Source organism: Klebsiella sp. CN_Kp075 (genome assembly GCF_040065055.2).
GTDB classification, from domain to species: domain Bacteria; phylum Pseudomonadota; class Gammaproteobacteria; order Enterobacterales; family Enterobacteriaceae; genus Klebsiella; species Klebsiella aerogenes.
This window is the reverse complement of record NZ_CM198050.1, coordinates 3,158,665-3,174,779: the sequence shown is the minus strand read 5'-3', so window position 1 is coordinate 3,174,779 and position 16,115 is coordinate 3,158,665. Positions and strand designations below refer to the sequence as shown.

Below are 16,115 nucleotides of genomic sequence, written 5' to 3'. Positions count from 1 at the left end.
ATGAATGAAATGACGCTATCGCGTACTCGTCCGGTGCTTCCTTCTCTGTTGGGGAGCTTCGTCATTTGCCCGGCGAAATACCTGCTGGAAAGTGAAGCTCATTCTTACGCACGTTTACCGCTGCACCCGGGAGTGATTCTGGGCCAGGTAATACATCAACGAGTCAATTCAGTGATACGCAGGGAGGCCGCTTTTGGGAATTATACTCTCAGGCAACTGGAAAATGATTTTTCGATCGAGCTGAAAGCCAATCGACGTGCCGGGCCGGTAGCAAACTGGATATATGACCGTCACGGCGTTGCCGGGCTGGTGTCACGCCAAATGCTTGTTACCCAGATCCGCTACGTCAGATCGCTTATGCCACCTGTTTTCGTAAAAGGGGGCCCTGCACACGAAAAAACATTACCCGTTGGCCGGGAGGTTATGCTGACCAGCAATGATTTCGATATGCATGGGCGGGCCGACCTCATATATCAGGAGCGACCCGATCGGCTAAACGTAGTTGATTTGAAAACTGGAAAGGTAACAGACGAACTAAACCAGCCGAAAGAAACTAACCTGTTACAGATTGCGGCCTATGGCATAATGGTAAGAGAGCGAGCACCTGATATGAACATTGGGTTAGTTCTGACGGGGAGCCGTGATAGTTGGGAAGGGGCACTGAATACAGACCTGATTGAACGGGTCACTACGATTATCAAAAATATTAATCGACTTTTGCCACGGAATATCCCACTTTCAGTATATGAGTTGGCTTGTCCAGGCACGTACTGCTCCCATTGTTCCTGCCGTTGCTCGTGCCCGGCCTGGACAGAAAAGCTTCGCAAGCAGATGCAACCGTCTCTTTCTGATCATCAGCATGGCGGAATCGATATCAGTGGAAAATTACTTGATGCGGAAAGTGACGATCATCTTCTTACGCTGAAGATCCTGCTACCCGATAATTCAGTTGTTAAGGTCTTTTGTGTGCCTTCTTGCACCATCCCAGACCCAACGGAAATAACAGGAAAACAAATTGCATTGTACGGATTAAACACCTTCAGTGAGACACCAACAGAGTATTTTCCCCGCAACTTCTACGTCATCAATATGCAGGATACAAGAAGATCGGCGTTTCAGTTTCACTGGCAGAGTGAAGGAGAGAATTAGACCAGGGGAAAACGCTTACCTTAAACAACGCTCGATGATCTTACCCGTAATATATTGACGCTCAGCCAGCGGTGATTACTCATGACAAAACCAGCATCGACCAGCAAAATGGCCCGTAAGCAGTACACACCCTAATTCCTCGATGAAGCCCTGAAACTGGCTGAGCGTATTGGTATCGCTGCCGCTGCCCGTGAGCTCAGCCTGTGACCTGCTCCCTTTTGATTAATACATGCGATTCTTTTTAATGTCTGCATATGGCACGGAGCGCACATATAGAGTCAATTAAGTTAGCGCGTCGGAACAACGGCGGCGGTCATTGATTGGTCACAGTCCCTAACATTACTAATGTGTAGCATGAATGTCTTCGGCTGTTGTGCCAATCTGAATCAATCCCATCCACCGGTCAAATTCTAAAAAAATCCTCTTCTTGTCGACTGGCATCCTTTGCCGTTTAACTATCATAAACCATACACATTTATATAAAATTGTCCCTTGCCATCCTCTGTTTTCTGTATAGAGAGCCTCTGGCAATCTGCTGCCGCTGCTGGCCCGAGGCCGCCGATTGGTCGCTACTGGGGGACTGCTGCGAGCCCGAACCTGCTGAGTGACGAGTACACACGAATTAGAGCCACACGCGGCCACTGCCAAAGAATTTTGCAGATCATCGCGAAGATTCACGCATAGCTTAGGACAACTATTAACAAACCTTGGTAGTTCGGTGTGTGGTGGACACTGCTCTCGAACCATAATAGAATTTGCTTCGAATGGAACAGCGTCAGATTGCCTGTTTTACTTGTCGCAAGCAACACCAAATAAGGAGTTCTTTTTGACTATAGATTTTAAATGCTCAGCTGGAAAGGTTGAGCTATTTTATAGCGGTACTTACCTGATGGATAGTCCACAATATAGTAAGCTACAAGTAAGCGGGACTGATTTTCTGTCAAAACTGAACGGGACAAGAGTTGAAGATATTCCGCCTGGCATTAGTTTTTATATAGGAGGGGTTCAAGAAGTTTATCCTTCCTTGTCAGCTCTCTCTCTTGATAACTCAGAAAGAGGGATGACGATAACTATGCAGACGAAATATATGAATATCGGCGCTTGGGTTAAGCCGTTTTCTTTTGATGAATATCTTTTGAAAATACAGTCACTAATGAGTGATATTCTCCCGCCAATAAAAAAATATTATCAGCATGACGATGTAACACTTATTAATTACACCGTATTGGGAGTGTTTTTTTCAATTAGAAACGGAGATCTGTTAGATGCTATTTCAAGTCGTTTGGAGAGCTTCGCTCGCGCACAGCGTGAAGCTGAGAGAATGCTATACAATCAAACCTTATCAAATTATACATATCTGGCCCGAGAGTTGAATTTTGTTGAGGGAGAAAAATTTTGCTTGGAAGAAGACTTGACAGTGGAGTTCAAGGAGGTCAAGGGGAATAATCCAGTAAAGTCAATTCAGAACTTAGTAGATGAATATATTCTAGCTTTTTTTAATAGCCAAGGTGGTAGCGTTTTTTGGGGGGTAAATGATGATGGCATAGTCACAAGCTTGAAATTGACATCTAAAATGAAGGATGATATCAGGAAGTCTGTTAGCGATAAAATTAACGTGATTGAGCCGCCTATAGATCCCACGCAGATAGGTGTGTTTTTTCACAAAGTATCAAACACTGATAGTGGCTACGTGCTGGAAGTGAACGTACCAAGCTCTCAATCAGAACTGCTTTACTTTAACTCATCTGGAGAAACTTGGGTTAGGTTAAATGGCTCGAAAAAAAAGATTCAGGGTTCTGCATTGCAAGACTATATTATCAAGCGAACTCATAAGAGTTCCTGAGGTTATTTTGCAAATCTTGAAAATCTACCATTGGTTTCGGCCACTAACGAACTGCATGCCAGATTGATATTTTCCCAAGGGTCAACGATCTACCTTCTGCCATGAGCAAACCGAAGGTAAATCGCCGAATATAAATGGCAGCATTGTGGAGAACAAGCTTTCGTTAATGGCGGCTATTGGCACAAAGTGGACCCTGAAGAATGAGTTCTATCCTCGTGGTTCAGTAAGTGCTGTAAGTTCTGCTCGAATTCTGTTATCCATTTGTCCAACATATCAGCCCATTCCTGCATCATCACTTTACGCTCATCAAGATAAGTTGCATGGTTGTATGTGCGGCAAACATTGTTAGTATCAGCGTGCGCAAGTTGGGCCTCAATAGCAGCAGGTCGATAGCCCATCTCGTTTAAGCGGGTACTTCCTGTGGTTCTGGTTGCATGTGGGCTATAAGTACCGCTCCAGCCTAGGCTTTTAAGTAGCTGGCGCAGGGAGTGCGATGTCATTGGACCTTTCGGATTATCCCTGCCCGGAAAAAGGTGCTGTCGATGCCCGGTTAATCCCTGTAGCGTTCTGAGCATGTTGACAGCCTGGGAGGGAAGGGGAATAACGTGTTCTCTGCGGGCTTTCATTCGCGTTGACGGAATGGTCCATAGTGCGTTATCGAGATCGAATTCTATCCATTCAGCCTCAGTTACTTCGGCTGGTCGCGCCAGCGTCCACCATATGAGCCACATGCAATAGTTAACCTGGTATGAGCCACCACTGTTATCAAAACAGCTTAATAGCTTCCCGATTTTTTGTGGGTTTAATGCCTGTTTGTGCTGTGTCTTATTCGCCGGAATCGCCTTACGCACTGACCAGACAGGATCGCTATCTGCTCTGAGCGTCGCCACCGCCAGTTCAAAAACGGATGAAATGGTGCGGCGGGCTTCAGCGGCAACGGTCGGAGCGCCGCGCTTAGCCGTTTCCTGAAGAATTTTAAGAATGTGATGTGGAGTGATCTCTCTGACTGGGAGTTTACCAATTGCAGGGAAAACCACTCGTTCGAGCATATCCAGTCGCCGCGTTTTGGTAATTTCGGCCCAGACTTTCATCTGCAACCACTCTTTAGCGATCAGCTCAAAGGTGTTGGATGCGTCGTTGACCTTGCGAATCTTATCTAAGTGGCGAGCCTGTGTCGGGCTAACTCCATCCGCGACTTGTTTACGCGCTTGCTCACATTTCTCCCGAGCTTCGGCAAGTTTGGCCGTTGGGTACTCACCCAACGCGAACATGCTGGATTTGCCGTTGAGTTTAAACCGATAGCGCCATGCCTTTTTGCCGTTGGGTTTCACTTCGAGGTAGAGACCATTGAAGTCATTGAGTCGATAGAGTTTTTCTTTCGGCTTGGCAGTGCGGCATTGCGTATCGGTGAGCATAACGGGGCTATTATACCGTTATTGAACTCACTTAAAATGAAGATGGAAGAATGTTGTACTCATCCATGTACTCATTTTTGACAGCGTTGTTACGAGATGAGCTGAGACATTGTGAAATGAAAAATCCACGCAATTGCGTGGATTTTATAGAGTTTTACCGTTTCTATGGGATTCAGCGAAACCTCATGAGACAACAGAAGTGATTTAGACGTTGAACAAGAAGTTCATCACGTCGCCATCTTTAACGATGTAGTCTTTGCCTTCCGCACGCATTTTACCGGCTTCTTTCGCGCCTTGTTCACCTTTGTAAGCAATGAAGTCTTCATAGGCGATGGTCTGGGCGCGGATAAAGCCTTTTTCGAAGTCGGTGTGGATTTTACCGGCGGCCTGCGGCGCGGTCGCGCCAACCGGAATAGTCCATGCGCGAACTTCTTTCACGCCAGCGGTGAAGTAGGTCTGCAGGTTCAGCAGAGCGTAGCCTGCGCGGATCACGCGGTTCAGGCCTGGCTCTTCCAGGCCCAGCTCGGCCATAAACTCGTCGCGCTCTTCGTCGTCCAGTTCGGCGATGTCGGATTCAACGGCGGCGCAAACCGGAACCACTACGGAACCTTCTTGCTCAGCGATAGCGCGAACCTGGTCGAGATACGGGTTGTTTTCAAAACCGTCTTCGTTAACGTTGGCGATATACATGGTTGGCTTCAGGGTCAGGAAGCTCAGATAGCGGATGGCGTCTTTCTCTTCTTTGCTCAGATCCAGCGCGCGCAGCATGCCCGCTTTTTCCAGCTGCGGCAGGCATTTTTCCAGCGCGGCCAGCTCAATCTTAGCGTCTTTATCGCCGCCTTTGGCTTTCTTGGACACGCGGTGGATAGCGCGTTCGCAGGTATCGAGGTCAGACAGCGCCAGCTCGGTGTTGATAACGTCAATATCTTCCGCCGGATCGACTTTACCCGCGACGTGGATAATGTTGTCGTTTTCAAAGCAACGCACTACGTGGCCGATGGCTTCGGTTTCACGGATATTGGTCAGGAACTGGTTGCCCAGCCCTTCGCCTTTGGACGCGCCTTTAACCAGACCGGCGATATCTACGAATTCCATGGTCGTCGGCAGGATACGCTGCGGCTTGACGATCTCAGCCAGTTTGTCCAGACGCGGATCGGGCATCGGTACGACACCGGTGTTCGGCTCAATGGTACAGAACGGGAAGTTGGCCGCTTCAATACCTGCTTTGGTGAGCGCATTGAACAGGGTGGATTTGCCGACGTTGGGCAAACCGACGATACCGCATTTGAATCCCATGATTTAAATCACCTTAATCTTTGGATAATCAGTCAGTTATGAATAACAGACTGTAGAAAAGTAAATAGCTTTGCCTATTATACACGGTGTGCGGCAAAAATTCCGCACGTCGACCGTTTATTGCGCTTTAAAGGCGTGTAAACGGTTAGTCGCTTTGGTTAAACCGTCTTTCAGCCACACCTCGGTACAGCGCGCCGCTTCATCAACCGCTTCGTCAATTAGCTTCTGTTCGCTGACCGGCGGTTTACCCAGCACAAAACCGACAACTTTGTTTTTGTCGCCCGGATGACCGATTCCGACGCGTAAGCGGTGAAAGTTCGGGTTATTGCCCAGCTTACTGATAATGTCCTTCAGGCCATTATGGCCGCCGTGTCCGCCGCCGAGTTTAAATTTAGCGACGCCGGGTGGTAAATCGAGCTCGTCGTGAGCGACCAGAATTTCATCCGGATTAATACGGTAAAAGGTAGCCATCGCGGCCACCGCTTTACCGCTAAGATTCATAAAGGTGGTCGGCACCAGCAGGCGCACGTCTTCCCCCGCCAGGTTGAGGCGCGAGGTATAGCCGAAGAATTTGCTCTCTTCGCGCAGCGGCGCGCGGTGGCGCTCCGCCAGTAAATCTACGTACCAGGCGCCAGCGTTATGGCGCGTTGCCGCGTATTCCGCGCCGGGGTTAGCCAGGCCGACAATCAGTTTTATCGTCACTTTTTATTCCTGCATGGGTCGTTCTTTGCCGCGTAGTGTACTGCCTGCGTCGGCGCTTGACAAAATTCTGCCGACGAAACGGTATCATTGTTGATAATTTCTTCTTTGAACCATTAGAATTTGATGTTGTTCAGTGGCTTATTTGTAAACTTTTGTTGATCAGATGTTCCCGAATGTGATCACTCACGCAATCAGGCTTATCCCCATTGTCTATACTTAACCTATAAATTTTGGGGATATTCCCATGCAGCCCAAGGTCCGGAGGTGACATATGAAACGCAGAAACGCTTCGTTACTCGGTAACATACTGATGGGTTTAGGGTTGGTTGTGATGGTGGTCGGCGTTGGTTACTCTATTTTAAACCAGCTTCCACAGCTTAACCTGCCGCAATTTTTTGCTCATGGCGCGGTGTTGAGTATCTTCGTCGGCGCCGTTTTGTGGCTGGCGGGCGCTCGCGTAGGCGGTCATGAAAGAGTCACCGACCGCTATTGGTGGGTTCGCCATTACGATAAACGCTGCCGTCGCGATCCGCACCGTCACAGCTAACGGAATTCAGCTCGCCGGATAGCCCTTCCGGCGAGCCTCTCATTTATTGCCCTAATTCTATATCCGCCAGCGCCGCATTGCGGTCCGGATAGAAGCTTAGTCGACCTGGAATCGGCTGGACGCCTGCGCGCGCCAGGGTACGCAGCGGCTGGAATTCGAGATTCGATACCCGCAGCTCGCAGCCTTCCGGCAGGCGTTTCACGAAGCGCAGGAACGCGTCAAGACCACCGGCATCCAGCACCGGTACCGCATCCCACTTCAGCACCACTACGCGTTTGCCTTCGATCCGGCTTTCCAAATCGGTAAATAGTCCTTCCGCCGCGGCGAAAAACAGCGGGCCGATAACTCGCAGCACCAGAACATCATCCGGTACTTCAACGTTCACCGGCGCAAGGCGCGTCATGCGCGCGATGCGGCGCATAAACAGCAGCGAAGCCAGCACGATCCCGACGCTAATGGCGATGACCATATCGAACAGTACGGTCAACGACATGCACATTAACAGCACGACGATGTCGTCTTTGGGCCCGTGGCGTAGCAGGTTAATCACCTTATGCGCTTCGCTCATGTTCCACGCGACCATCAGCAGCAGGGCGGCCATCGCCGACAGCGGCAGCCATGAGAGCAGCGGGGCGAGGATTAACAGTGCGAGGATCACCAGCAGGGCATGGATCACCGCGGAAATCGGCGAGGTCGCGCCGGCGCGCACGTTAGCCGCGGAACGGGCAATCGCCGCGGTGGCGGTTATCCCGCCAAAGAACGGAGCGACGATATTGCCAAGGCCCTGGCCTACCAGCTCGCTGTTAGCTTTGTGTTTGGTGCCGGTCATACCGTCGAGCACCACTGCGCAGAGCAGTGATTCAATGGCGCCAAGCATCGCCATAGAGAAGGCGGCAGGCAGCAGCGCGCGCAGCGACGACCAGCTCAGGGTAAACTCCGAGCCCGGCATATCCCACGGCAGCACCAGTTGCGGCAGCAGCTGCGGGATACCGTTGCCCTGGCTGCCGTCGGCGAGTACATAGTGGAACTGCGAGCCGATGGTCGCTACATGCCCGCCGAGTAAATTAACGATGCCCATCACCGCACAGCCCGCCAGCAGCGCCGGCAGATGCCCCGGCAGGCGGATCCCCAGGCGCGGCCAGAAAATCAGGATACCCAGCGTCACGATACCGATGGCGGCATCGCCAACGTTAATTGTCGGCAGCGCCATCACCAGCGCGCCGACTTTCTGCAGATAGTGCTCCGGGACGTGCGCCATCTGCAGACCAAGGAAATCTTTAATTTGCATGGTACCGATGGTGATGCCTATACCGGAGGTAAAGCCAAGGGTGACCGAAAGCGGGATATATTCAATCAGGCGGCCAAAGCGGGCGAGGCCGAAAAGGATTAAGAAGATACCCGACATTAGCGTCGCCACCAGCAGGCCGGCCAGGCCAAACTGCTGTGACACTGGATATAGGATCACCACGAAGGCCGCGGTTGGGCCGGAAACGCTAAAGCGTGAACCGCCGGTCAGGGCAATGACTATTCCCGCCACCGCCGAGGTGTATAGCCCATATTGCGGCGCGACGCCGCTGCCAATTGCTAACGCCATCGCCAGTGGGATTGCGATAATCCCGACGGTTATCCCGGCAATCAGATCGCGGGTAAAGCGCGATGCGGTATATTTTTCTTTCCAGCAAGCGTCGATGAGGGCGCGGAAAGGCATCACATGTGAGGAAAATAATCTATTCACAATAATGTTTCATCCATGAGCGCATCATCTGTCAACTGAATGGCAGGTGAAGGAGGCATTAGTCATACAAATATGAACCAGAGACAAAAAAACCCGCCGCAGCGGGTTTTTCGGCTGGGCTCGATTAGTGCTCGAACATAGCAGAAATGGATTCTTCGTTGCTGATACGACGAATCGCTTCGGCCAGCATACCAGACAGGGTCAGGGTACGGACTTTGTCCAGCGCTTTGATTTCCGGCGTCAGCGGAATGGTATCGCAGACGACGAATTCATCAATCACAGAGTTTTTAATGTTCTGGATAGCATTGCCGGAGAAGATCGGGTGAGTCGCGTAGGCGAAGACACGTTTCGCACCGCGCTCTTTCAGCGCTTCCGCTGCTTTACACAGGGTGCCGCCGGTATCGATCATGTCATCAACCATCACGCAGTCACGGCCAGCGACGTCGCCGATGATATGCATCACCTGAGAGACGTTAGCGCGCGGGCGGCGTTTATCGATGATCGCCATGTCGGTGTCGTTCAGCAGCTTCGCGATAGCGCGAGCGCGAACCACGCCGCCGATGTCCGGAGAAACCACGATCGGGTTGTCCAGATTCAGCTGCAGCATATCTTCGAGCAGAATTGGGCTACCGAATACGTTATCAACAGGCACATCAAAGAAGCCCTGAATCTGTTCAGCGTGCAGGTCAACGGTCAGTACGCGGTCAACGCCGACACTGGACAGGAAGTCAGCGACGACTTTAGCGGTGATTGGCACACGAGCGGAACGTACGCGACGGTCCTGGCGGGCATAGCCGAAGTAAGGGATAACAGCGGTGATACGGCCTGCAGAAGCGCGACGCAGGGCATCAACCATAACAACCAATTCCATCAGGTTGTCATTGGTGGGAGCACAAGTGGACTGGATGATGAAAATATCACCACCGCGTACGTTTTCGTTGATTTGTACGCTGACTTCGCCGTCGCTAAAACGACCTACAGCGGCGTCGCCAAGAGAAGTGTACAGGCGGTTGGCAATACGTTGTGCTAGTTCCGGGGTGGCGTTACCAGCAAAAAGCTTCATATCAGGCACGAGAAGAACCTCAGGCATGCGTCCAGTGGTGGATGAAACGGGCCATTAAACTGTGCGGGCCGGCGCCATCTCATCCAGGCGGTGTATTAAAGAGCACGATGCAACGTCTGGAACAGGGTGACGTTGTCACCGATACTCTGTTTGCCCGGCAAACTTGCCGTTATTCATGCAAAATGCAGAATTACTTCAGTAGGGCTTGCTTCAGCGGCGAGACATTAATTCCTCGCGCAACAAAGCCTTGCAGCCATTCCGGGGCTTTTTCCAGCACCTGACGAGCGGCGGATTCGGTGTCAAATTCAGCAAAGACACAGGCTCCTGTGCCAGTCAGGCGCGACGGCGCGTATTCTAACAGCCAGGAAAGCGTTGCATCAACCTCACGAAAACGTTTTCTTGCGATAACCTCGCAATCGTTGCCGAATTCACAGTTTAGTAAGGTATTAATTGACCTGCTCGGGGTATTTCGTGGTAACTCCGGATCGCGAAAAATGATCGGCGTCGGGATACTCACGCCCGGGTGGGCGACCAGATACCATTTTTCCGGCGGATTCACCGGGGTGAGGATTTCGCCAACCCCTTCGGCAAACGCCGCGTGACCGCGAACGAAAACCGGGACATCGGCGCCGAGCTGTAGCCCAAGCGTCGCCAGTTGGTCTTCGCTAAGCCCGCAGCCCCACAGATGATTGAGGGCTACCAGCACCGTCGCGGCGTTAGAAGAGCCGCCGCCTAAGCCGCCGCCCATCGGCAGGCGTTTGTCGATGCTGATATCCGCGCCGCTGCCAGCGGGAAGTTGACCGTGAGACTCCGCAGCTGCCATCAGCAGCCTGGCGGCGCGAATAATCAGGTTCTCTTCATCCGGCACGCCGGCGACCGGCGTTAACAGCCGCAGTTTCCCGTCGCGGCGTGGTTCAATGGTCAGCGTGTCGCCATAGTCGAGAAACTGAAACAGCGTCTGCAGCGTGTGATATCCATCGGCGCGCTGGCCGGTGATATACAAAAACAGATTCAATTTTGCAGGTGCGGGCCAGCGACTCATCATTTCACAATCCAGTTATCCATTTTCAGCTTGATGCGCTGGCTGCCATTGTTGAGTTCCATATTAGACGGCAGGGTGGGTTTGGTGTCGCTGGTATAGCCGCTGTAGGTCACGTGCCAGGTTTTGCCGTTCTGCGTGTAGTTGAGTTCGCGCAGGCGGTACTGGTCATCCAGCGCATAGTCGGTGGCATCGCCCGGCAGGCCGATAATCCACTGACGCAGGCTGTTAAGCGGGATCGGCATGCCGGTCAGGCGGCCAATCATCTCTTCGGCATCGGTAGCGTTATAGGTCTGGCCTTTGTTATCGATCAACTGGACGCCGCCCGGCTGCGCGGTCAAAGACAGTTCGGTGCTGCCAAGCGGGTTGGTCAGCAGCAGGCGGTAGCGGTCCTGGCCGGTTTGTTGCCAGAAGAAACGGGCATACACTTTCTGCTCATCGGACAGATAGGCGAACGCCCCGCGGGTCTGGAACTGGTTAAGGTTGCGGACATCCTGCTGGTGCTGGCGCCACTGCGGGGAGTCCGGGCTTTTACCTGGCCCTTGCGGCGGAGTATTGATTGCACAGGCGGTCAGAACGAGGCTTGCCAACGGCAGCAGGCGGAACAGTCGATTCATAATGATGACAAATCCTTGATGTCTACAGTGAAATGCGGCGACTGATAGTTCGCACACCGATTTGTGTAGCGGGTTGCAATAATAACCCTTAATGCTAGCGTCGCTGGCCGATAGCGTCTACGTTCAAGTTGTCTGAAATCAAAAAATTACCGTTAGTGGCTTTTAAGCCCTGACTATTACTCCAAAAGGGGGGCGTCTCTTTTATTGAGTACGCGCATCCTGTATGATGCGCTCAGACTAACCTTAGCAACGCTGGTACTATTCCCTCACCATGACCCTTTTAGCTCTTGGCATCAACCACAAAACAGCTCCGGTAGCGCTGCGAGAACGCGTAACGTTTTCGCCGGATACGCTCGACAAGGCGCTGGAGAGCTTGCTGGCTCAGCCGATGGTGCAGGGCGGGGTGGTGCTATCAACCTGTAATCGCACGGAGCTGTATCTCAGCGTTGAAGAGCAGGACAACCTGCAGGAAGCGCTTATTCGCTGGCTATGCGACTTCCACGGCCTGAATGAAGAAGACCTACGTAAAAGTCTTTATTGGCATCAGGATAACGACGCCGTCAGCCATCTGATGCGCGTCGCCAGTGGCCTGGATTCGCTGGTGCTTGGCGAGCCGCAAATCCTCGGACAGGTGAAAAAAGCATTTGCTGATTCCAGCCGCGGTCATCTGAACGTCAGCGAACTGGAGCGCATGTTCCAGAAATCGTTCTCGGTGGCTAAGCGCGTGCGTACCGAAACCGATATCGGCGCCAGCGCCGTTTCCGTTGCCTTCGCCGCCTGTACGCTGGCGCGACAAATTTTTGAATCGCTCTCCAGCGTCACGGTGTTACTGGTTGGCGCGGGGGAAACTATCGAACTGGTCGCCCGCCATCTGCGCGAACACAACGTTCGCAAAATGGTGATTGCCAACCGCACCCGTGAACGCGCCCAGGCGCTGGCGGATGAAGTCGGCGCGGAAGTTATCGCCCTCAGCGATATCGACGAGCGCTTAAAAGACGCCGATATCATTATCAGCTCTACCGCCAGCCCGCTGCCGATCATCGGCAAAGGGATGGTCGAGCGCGCGCTGAAGGCGCGCCGCAATCAGCCGATGCTGCTGGTGGATATCGCGGTGCCCCGCGACGTCGAGCCGGAAGTCGGCAAGCTGGCCAACGCCTATCTGTACAGCGTTGATGACCTGCAAAATATCATTCAGCACAATCTGGCGCAGCGTAAGGCCGCGGCGGTGCAGGCGGAATCGATCGTCGAGCAGGAAACCAGCGAATTTATGGCCTGGCTGCGCGCCCAAAGCGCCAGCGAGACTATCCGCGAATATCGTTCCCAATCCGAGCAGGTTCGCGAGGAGCTGACGGCGAAAGCGCTTGCCGCGCTGGAGCAGGGCGGCGATGCGCAGGAAATCATGCAAGATCTGGCCCGTAAGCTGACCAATCGCCTGATCCACGCTCCAACCAAATCTCTTCAGCAGGCTGCCCGTGACGGGGATGATGAACGCCTGCATATTCTGCGCAACAGCCTCGGGCTGGAATAGCGCACATTTCTCTATTTAAAGACAGGGTGAATTCACGCCTATGAAGCCTTCTATTGTTGCTAAACTGGAAGCTCTGTACGAACGCCATGAAGAAGTTCAGGCGCTGCTTGGCGACGCCGCCACCATTGCCGACCAGGACCGTTTCCGCGCGCTGTCGCGCGAATATGCGCAGCTTGGCGATGTCGCCCGCTGCTATACCGACTGGCGCCAGGTGCAGGACGATATCGAAACCGCGCAGATGATGCTCGACGATCCGGAAATGCGCGAAATGGCGCAGGAAGAGCTGCGCGATGCCAAAGAAAAAAGCGAAGCGCTGGAGCAGCAGCTGCAAGTTCTGCTATTGCCGAAAGATCCTGACGATGAACGTAACGCTTTTGTCGAAGTTCGCGCCGGTACCGGCGGCGATGAAGCGGCGCTGTTCGCCGGCGATTTGTTCCGCATGTATACCCGCTACGCTGAAGCCCGCCGCTGGCGGGTAGAAATCATGAGCGCCAACGAAGGCGAGCATGGCGGATTTAAAGAAGTGATTGCCAAAATCAGCGGCGATGGCGTCTATGGGCGGCTGAAATTTGAATCCGGCGGCCATCGCGTCCAGCGCGTTCCGGCGACCGAATCCCAGGGGCGTATCCACACCTCCGCCTGTACCGTGGCGGTGATGCCGGAGCTGCCGGAAGCCGAAATGCCGGATATCAACCCGGCTGACCTGCGCATCGATACCTTCCGCTCCTCAGGCGCGGGCGGCCAGCACGTCAACACCACCGACTCCGCTATCCGTATTACCCACTTGCCGACCGGTATTGTCGTGGAGTGTCAGGACGAGCGTTCACAGCATAAAAACAAAGCCAAGGCGCTGTCGGTGCTGGGCGCGCGTATTCGCGCCGCCGAAGTCGCCAAGCGTCAGCAGGCGGAAGCGTCTACCCGCCGTAACCTGCTGGGCAGCGGCGATCGCAGCGATCGCAACCGGACCTACAACTTCCCGCAGGGGCGCGTGACCGACCACCGTATCAACCTGACCCTTTACCGTCTGGATGAAACCATGGAAGGCAAACTGGATATGCTGATCGAACCGATTGTGCAGGAATTCCAGGCTGACCAGCTGGCGGCGCTTTCCGAGCAGGAATGATGACCTTTCGACAGTGGCTCACTCAGGCGATAGCCCGGCTCGGCGCGAGCGACAGCCCGCGTCGCGACGCCGAGATCTTACTGGGGCACGTCACCGGCAAAGCGCGAACCTGGATCCTCGCTTTTGACGAAACCCTATTGACGGCGGAACAGTTGGCGGAACTGGAAGCATTGCTGGCGCGCCGCGCCAACGGCGAGCCGGTGGCTCATCTGGTGGGGCAGCGTGAGTTCTGGTCGCTGCCGCTGTTTGTCTCGCCGGCGACGTTGATCCCGCGCCCCGACACCGAATGCCTGGTCGAGCAGGCGCTGGTACGCCTGCCGCAGACGGCCTGCCGCATCCTGGATCTTGGCACCGGCACCGGCGCTATCGCTCTGGCGCTGGCCAGCGAGCGGGCGGACTGTCAGGTCACTGCCGTTGATTTTATGCCTGACGCCGCGGCGCTCGCCGCGCGCAATGCCGCCCATCTCGCTCTCAACAACGTGACCATCCTGCAGAGCGACTGGTTTAGCGCGCTCAAAGGGCAGCGGTTCGCGATGATTGTCAGTAACCCCCCTTATATCGATGAAACCGATCCGCATCTTGCTGAGGGCGATGTTCGCTTTGAACCGAGAACGGCATTGGTCGCCGCCGATCAGGGGCTGGCCGATTTGGCGCATATTATCCGTGAGGGACGACAGTATTTGTTGCCTGGAGGTTTTATGCTACTGGAACATGGCTGGAAGCAGGGTGAGGCGGTACGCGCATTATTTATTGAAGCAGGATACAGCGATGTCGAGACCTGCCGCGATTATGGCGATAACGAACGTCTGACACTCGGGCGTTGGCCGCACAAGGAGCAAACCGGCGAATGAATTTATTTACTGCAGTACTCTATTTACATATTGCCTGCGTGGTGACATCCGTCGGGCTTTTCGTGCTGCGTTACTGGTGGACCTACAGCGGCAGCGCGATGCTGAATCAGCGCTGGGTGCGTATTGCGCCGCATTGTAGCGATACGCTGCTGTTCCTCAGCGGCGCGGGATTAATGGCGATAACGCATTATCTGCCGTTTACTGAAGATGGCGCATGGCTGACTGAAAAGCTGTTTGGCGTTATCATTTACATCGCATTAGGATTTATCGCGCTGGGCCGACGTCGCCCGCGCCGCCAGCAGACCCGGTTCATCGCCTTTCTGCTGGCGCTGGTGGTGTTGTTCTTTATCGTTCAACTCGCCATCACAAGAATACCGTTACTGGGGTAAGGCATGAGGTCATTAGCTGATTTCGAATTTAACAAAGCGCCATTATGCGAAGGCATGGTCCTCATTTCTGAATTGATCCGCGACGACTTTCCGACGCACTTTGTGCAGGATGAGCTGCAGCGGTTGTTAACACTGGCGCAGGAAGAGATTGCCACCTCCTGGGATCAGGAGCGTCAGCTCGACCGACTGCTGGAATTGTTCTATCACGAGTGGGGCTTCGGCGCATCGCAGGGCATCTACCGCCTGTCCGATGCGCTATGGCTGGATAAAGTGCTGGTGAATCGCCAGGGGAGCGCCGTGTCGCTGGGAGCGATTCTGTTGTGGATTGCTCAGCGTCTGGATCTGCCGGTGGTGCCGGTTATCTTCCCGACGCAGATGCTGCTGCGCGCTGACCCGGATACCAGCGAAGAGATGTGGCTAATTAACCCATTCAACGGCGAGACGCTCGATGAACACACCCTGGAAGTGTGGCTGAAGGGGAACATTAGCCCGGTGGCTGAGCTGTTTAATGAAGATCTCGATGAGGCCGACAACGCCGAAGTGATCCGCAAACTGCTCGATACGCTGAAATCGGCGCTGATGGAAGAGCGGCAGATGGAGCTGGCCCTACGCGCCAGCGAAGCGCTGCTGCAGTTTAATCCAGAAGACCCGTATGAAATTCGCGACCGCGGGCTCATCTACGCCCAACTGGAGTGCGATCACGTGGCGCTGCTGGATCTCAATTATTTCGTTGAGCAGTGTCCGGAGGATCCGATTAGCGAGATGATCCGCGCGCAGATCAACACGATTTCACATAAACAAATTACATTGCATTAGTC

15 protein-coding genes and 1 pseudogene are annotated in these 16,115 nt (G+C 53.6%); 9 read left to right on the top strand and 7 right to left on the bottom strand.

The features are described from left to right. The 3 genes and pseudogenes from ABLV78_RS15225 (at position 1) to ABLV78_RS15215 (ending at position 2,992) form a co-directional block, all read left to right on the top strand. Positions 1-1,149, top strand: coding sequence for a PD-(D/E)XK nuclease family protein (locus ABLV78_RS15225; RefSeq protein ID WP_047046774.1), 1,149 nt, complete (start codon positions 1-3; stop codon positions 1,147-1,149). A gap of 81 nt (positions 1,150-1,230) precedes the next feature. Next, positions 1,231-1,353 (top strand): annotated as a pseudogene (locus tag ABLV78_RS15220) (IS3 family transposase); the annotation flags it as partial. Between the two features lie 622 nt (positions 1,354-1,975). Beyond that, positions 1,976-2,992, top strand: a complete 1,017-nt coding sequence (locus tag ABLV78_RS15215; protein ID WP_064572228.1) for an ATP-binding protein — start codon at positions 1,976-1,978, stop codon at positions 2,990-2,992. Positions 2,993-3,165: 173 nt separating this feature from the next. Here ABLV78_RS15215 and ABLV78_RS15210 read toward each other — a convergent pair whose 3' ends face one another. The 3 genes from ABLV78_RS15210 to pth all read right to left on the bottom strand — a co-directional run bounded on the left by ABLV78_RS15210 (position 3,166) and on the right by pth (position 6,405). Next, positions 3,166-4,407: a tyrosine-type recombinase/integrase gene (locus ABLV78_RS15210; RefSeq protein WP_226473686.1), complete on the bottom strand. Its 1,242-nt coding sequence runs from the start codon at positions 4,405-4,407 to the stop codon at positions 3,166-3,168. Positions 4,408-4,611: 204 nt separating this feature from the next. Further along, on the bottom strand, positions 4,612-5,703 hold the full coding sequence (ychF, locus tag ABLV78_RS15205; RefSeq protein WP_015367117.1) for a redox-regulated ATPase YchF: 1,092 nt from the start codon (positions 5,701-5,703) through the stop codon (positions 4,612-4,614). A 117-nt stretch (positions 5,704-5,820) separates the two neighbouring features. Continuing rightward, on the bottom strand, positions 5,821-6,405 hold the full coding sequence (gene pth / locus ABLV78_RS15200; RefSeq protein WP_047046770.1) for an aminoacyl-tRNA hydrolase: 585 nt from the start codon (positions 6,403-6,405) through the stop codon (positions 5,821-5,823). 271 nt (positions 6,406-6,676) lie between these two features. Here pth and ychH point away from each other — a divergent pair, with 271 nt between their 5' ends. Then, positions 6,677-6,952 carry a stress-induced protein YchH gene (gene ychH, locus ABLV78_RS15195; protein ID WP_045393789.1) on the top strand — a complete coding sequence of 92 codons (276 nt, stop codon included), beginning with the start codon at positions 6,677-6,679 and terminating at the stop codon, positions 6,950-6,952. Between the two features lie 43 nt (positions 6,953-6,995). Here ychH and dauA read toward each other — a convergent pair whose 3' ends face one another. The 4 genes from dauA to lolB form a co-directional block, all read right to left on the bottom strand. Next, positions 6,996-8,687, bottom strand: a complete 1,692-nt coding sequence (gene dauA, locus ABLV78_RS15190) for a C4-dicarboxylic acid transporter DauA (RefSeq protein WP_072047995.1) — start codon at positions 8,685-8,687, stop codon at positions 6,996-6,998. A gap of 124 nt (positions 8,688-8,811) precedes the next feature. After that, the gene (gene prs / locus ABLV78_RS15185) at positions 8,812-9,759 is read right to left on the bottom strand and encodes a ribose-phosphate diphosphokinase (protein WP_015367113.1); all 948 of its coding nucleotides are present in this window, start codon (positions 9,757-9,759) and stop codon (positions 8,812-8,814) included. A gap of 181 nt (positions 9,760-9,940) precedes the next feature. Then, positions 9,941-10,792 carry a 4-(cytidine 5'-diphospho)-2-C-methyl-D-erythritol kinase gene (gene ispE / locus ABLV78_RS15180; RefSeq protein WP_165430693.1) on the bottom strand — a complete coding sequence of 284 codons (852 nt, stop codon included), beginning with the start codon at positions 10,790-10,792 and terminating at the stop codon, positions 9,941-9,943. Continuing rightward, on the bottom strand, positions 10,792-11,406 hold the full coding sequence (gene lolB, locus ABLV78_RS15175) for a lipoprotein insertase outer membrane protein LolB (RefSeq protein ID WP_045393797.1): 615 nt from the start codon (positions 11,404-11,406) through the stop codon (positions 10,792-10,794). Before lolB ends, ispE begins: the two co-directional genes overlap by 1 nt. A 271-nt stretch (positions 11,407-11,677) precedes the next feature. Between lolB and hemA the strand changes: the two genes are divergently transcribed. From hemA to sirB1, 5 genes are read left to right on the top strand one after another with little or no spacing between them, the layout of a single operon-like run. Continuing rightward, positions 11,678-12,934 (top strand): glutamyl-tRNA reductase, encoded by a 1,257-nt coding sequence (gene hemA / locus ABLV78_RS15170; protein WP_015367110.1) that lies wholly within the window; start codon positions 11,678-11,680, stop codon positions 12,932-12,934. Between the two features lie 40 nt (positions 12,935-12,974). Continuing rightward, entirely contained in the window at positions 12,975-14,057 is a 1,083-nt protein-coding gene (gene prfA, locus ABLV78_RS15165) for a peptide chain release factor 1 (protein ID WP_015367109.1), read from the top strand. Then, positions 14,057-14,908 (top strand): peptide chain release factor N(5)-glutamine methyltransferase, encoded by an 852-nt coding sequence (prmC, locus tag ABLV78_RS15160; RefSeq protein ID WP_047046764.1) that lies wholly within the window; start codon positions 14,057-14,059, stop codon positions 14,906-14,908. Before prfA ends, prmC begins: the two co-directional genes overlap by 1 nt. After that, positions 14,905-15,297, top strand: coding sequence for an invasion regulator SirB2 (gene sirB2 / locus ABLV78_RS15155; protein ID WP_015367107.1), 393 nt, complete (start codon positions 14,905-14,907; stop codon positions 15,295-15,297). Before prmC ends, sirB2 begins: the two co-directional genes overlap by 4 nt. A gap of 3 nt (positions 15,298-15,300) precedes the next feature. Further along, positions 15,301-16,113, top strand: coding sequence for an invasion regulator SirB1 (gene sirB1, locus ABLV78_RS15150; RefSeq protein WP_045393803.1), 813 nt, complete (start codon positions 15,301-15,303; stop codon positions 16,111-16,113). Positions 16,114-16,115: the final 2 nt, after the last annotated feature.